Genomic DNA, 3,569 nt, shown 5'->3' on the forward strand with positions numbered 1-3,569 from the left:
TTGTGGGGGTGTAGGAGTTGTGGGGCGGCGGGTGGGCTGTGTCACGGCGGGCCTCCCGGCGTGGTGGGGTCCTCGCATACGATGGCCGTTGCTCAGCAATGCAGAAGGAACCCGACCGTCCCAGGCCCGACCGGCAAGGAGACCAACCCCCGTGTCCGTCCTCTCGAAGCTCATGCGTGCAGGCGAAGGCAAGATCCTGCGCAAGCTGCACCGCATCGCGGACCAGGTCAACTCCATCGAAGAGGACTTCGTCGACCTCTCCGACGCCGAGCTGCGCGCCCTCACGGAGGAGTACAAGCAGCGGTACGCCGATGGTGAGAGCCTGGACGACCTGATGCCCGAGGCGTTCGCCACCGTGCGCGAGGCCGCCAAGCGCGTCCTCGGCCAGCGGCACTACGACGTACAGATCATGGGCGGCGCCGCGCTGCACATGGGGTACGTCGCGGAGATGAAGACCGGCGAGGGCAAGACCCTGGTCGGCACGCTGCCGGCGTATCTGAACGCGCTGTCCGGCAAGGGCGTGCACCTCATCACCGTCAACGACTACCTCGCCGAGCGCGACTCCGAGATGATGGGCCGTGTGCACCGCTTCCTCGGTCTCGAGGTCGGCTGCATCCTCGCGAACATGACGCCGGCGCAGCGCCGCGAGCAGTACGCCTGCGACATCACGTACGGCACGAACAACGAGTTCGGCTTCGACTACCTGCGCGACAACATGGCGTGGTCGCAGGACGAACTGGTGCAGCGCGGCCACAACTTCGCGATCGTCGACGAGGTCGACTCGATCCTGGTCGACGAGGCCCGTACCCCGCTGATCATCTCCGGCCCGGCTGACCAGGCGACGAAGTGGTACGGCGACTTCGCCAAGCTCGTCCTGCGCCTGAAGAAGGGCGAGGCGGGCAACCCGCTCAAGGGCCTTGAGGAGACCGGCGACTACGAGGTCGACGAGAAGAAGCGCACGGTCGCGATCCACGAGTCCGGGGTCTCCAAGGTCGAGGACTGGCTGGGCATCGACAACCTCTACGAGTCGGTGAACACCCCTCTGGTGGGCTACCTGAACAACGCCATCAAGGCGAAGGAGCTCTTCAAGAAGGACAAGGACTACGTCGTCATGGACGGCGAAGTCATGATCGTCGACGAGCACACCGGCCGTATCCTCGCCGGCCGCCGCTACAACGAGGGCATGCACCAGGCGATCGAGGCGAAGGAAGGGGTGGACATCAAGGACGAGAACCAGACGCTCGCCACGATCACCCTCCAGAACTTCTTCCGCCTCTACAAGCGCGCCGACCACGCCGGCAAGGAGGTCCCGGGCCTGTCCGGGATGACCGGTACGGCGATGACCGAGGCCGCCGAGTTCCACCAGATCTACAAGCTCGGCGTCGTCCCGATCCCCACGAACAAGCCGATGATCCGCAAGGACCAGTCGGACCTGATCTACCGCACCGAGGTCGCCAAGTTCGAGGCGGTCGTCGACGACATCGCGGAGAAGCACGAGAAGGGCCAGCCGATCCTGGTCGGCACGACCTCCGTCGAGAAGTCCGAGTACCTCTCGCAGCAGCTCTCCAAGCGGGGCATCCAGCACGAGGTGCTGAACGCGAAGCACCACGAGCGCGAGGCGTCGATCGTCGCGCAGGCCGGCCGCAAGGGCGCCGTCACGGTCGCCACGAACATGGCCGGCCGCGGTACCGACATCAAGCTCGGCGGCAACCCCGAGGACCTCGCCGAGGCGGAGCTGCGCCAGCGCGGGCTCGACCCCGAGGAGCACATCGAGGAGTGGGCCGCCGCGCTGCCCGCCGCGCTGGAGAAGGCCACGCAGGCGGTCAAGGCCGAGAAGGACGAGGTCGAGGCGGCCGGCGGGCTCTACGTGCTGGGCACCGAGCGGCACGAGTCGCGGCGTATCGACAACCAGCTCCGCGGTCGTTCCGGGCGTCAGGGCGACCCCGGTGAGTCGCGGTTCTACCTCTCCCTCGGTGACGACCTGATGCGGCTGTTCAAGGCGCAGATGGTCGAGCGCGTGATGTCCATGGCGAACGTGCCGGACGACGTGCCGATCGAGAACAAGATGGTCACCCGCGCGATCGCGTCCGCGCAGTCGCAGGTCGAGCAACAGAACTTCGAGACGCGTAAGAACGTCCTGAAGTACGACGAGGTGCTCAACCGGCAGCGCGAGGTCATCTACGGCGAGCGGCGCCGCGTTCTTGAGGGCGAGGACCTTCAGGAGCAGGTCGTGCACTTCATGGACGACACGATCGACGCGTACGTCTCCGCCGAGACCGCGGAGGGCTTCGCCGAGGACTGGGACCTCGACCGGCTGTGGGGCGCGTTCAAGCAGCTCTACCCGGTGAAGATCACCGTCGAGGAGCTGGAGGACGCGGCGGGCGACCGGGCCGGGCTCACCGCCGAGTTCCTCTCCGAGTCCATCAAGGACGACATCCACGCGCAGTACGAGGAGCGGGAGACGCAGCTCGGCTCCGAGATCATGCGGGAGCTGGAGCGGCGGGTCGTGCTGTCCGTTCTGGACCGCAAGTGGCGTGAGCACCTCTACGAGATGGACTATCTCCAGGAGGGCATCGGGCTGCGCGCGATGGCGCAGAAGGACCCGCTGGTCGAGTACCAGCGCGAGGGCTTCGACATGTTCACGGCCATGATGGAGGGCATCAAGGAGGAGTCCGTCGGCTACCTGTTCAACCTGGAGGTCCAGGTCGAGCAGCAGGTCGAGGAGGTGCCCGTCTCCGACGCGGTGACCGACCTGGAGAAGCAGGACGCGGTTCCCGCGCAGGCCGGCGCCCGCCCCGAGATCCGGGCGAAGGGCCTCGACGCGCCTCAGCGGCAGCGGCTGCACTTCTCCGCGCCGACCGTGGACGGTGAGGGCGGCACGATCGAGGGCGACTTCGACGAGGACGACGAGCCGGTGCGGTCCGAGGCGGACGGCCTGACGCGCGCGGAGCGCCGCAAGCAGGCGAAGGGCGCCAAGCGGCGCCGGAAGTAAGCCGCCGGGCGCTGCCTGCGCTGCGCGGGGCTGAGCGGCCGAGAGGCTGAGTGGCCCCGGGCGGCGAGCTGAGAGCGCCGGGCCAGCCCGGGAAGGCTGAGCCGACCCGGGCGGGCTGGGCGGCCCGGAGCGCCGAGCCGGTCCGGAAGCGCCGAGCCGGTTCGCGAAGGCTGAGTGGGTTTGTGAAGGGCCGGACGCCTTGGGTGTCCGGCCCTTCGGCTTTGGTGGGGGTTGGCGGCTGGTCAGGGGTTTCCGGCGTCCAGTTCTACCGCTGTGCAGCGCCAGCGGCGGTCCGTGCCGAGTTCCAGGCGGAAGGCCATGGCGCGGATGCGGGGGCCGGTGGAGATGCGGGCGAAGGCCTCGATGGCGCCGGGGCGGGGGAGTTCGTAGCCGAGGTCGCGGAGGACGGGGGTGGTGCCTCGGGTCGTGCGCAGGGGGCCGTGTTCCGCGAGGCGGGCCAGGTCGTCGTAGGCCTCGCCGAGGGTGTGGCGGAGCATGGCGTGGACGGGGTGGCGGCCGGTGAGGACGGCGAGGAGGCGTTCCGCGAAGAGGTCCGCGGGGTGGAGCTGGGGTGGGG

Annotated in this window: 2 protein-coding genes; one reads left to right on the forward strand and one right to left on the reverse strand. The window is 68.6% G+C overall.

Annotated elements, in window-relative coordinates; translation table 11 throughout:
* Positions 1-151: 151 nt before the first annotated feature.
* The gene (gene secA, locus AOK24_RS15795) at positions 152-2,992 is read left to right on the forward strand and encodes a preprotein translocase subunit SecA (protein ID WP_055720715.1); all 2,841 of its coding nucleotides are present in this window, start codon (positions 152-154) and stop codon (positions 2,990-2,992) included.
* Positions 2,993-3,234: 242 nt separating this feature from the next.
* Here secA and AOK24_RS15800 read toward each other — a convergent pair.
* On the reverse strand, positions 3,235-3,569 hold a 335-nt coding region (locus AOK24_RS15800), incomplete at its 5' end, for an Rv3235 family protein (protein WP_240553942.1).

Origin of the sequence: Streptomyces niveiscabiei, assembly GCF_001419795.1 — a bacterium.
In the GTDB taxonomy this organism is placed as follows: domain Bacteria; phylum Actinomycetota; class Actinomycetes; order Streptomycetales; family Streptomycetaceae; genus Streptomyces; species Streptomyces niveiscabiei.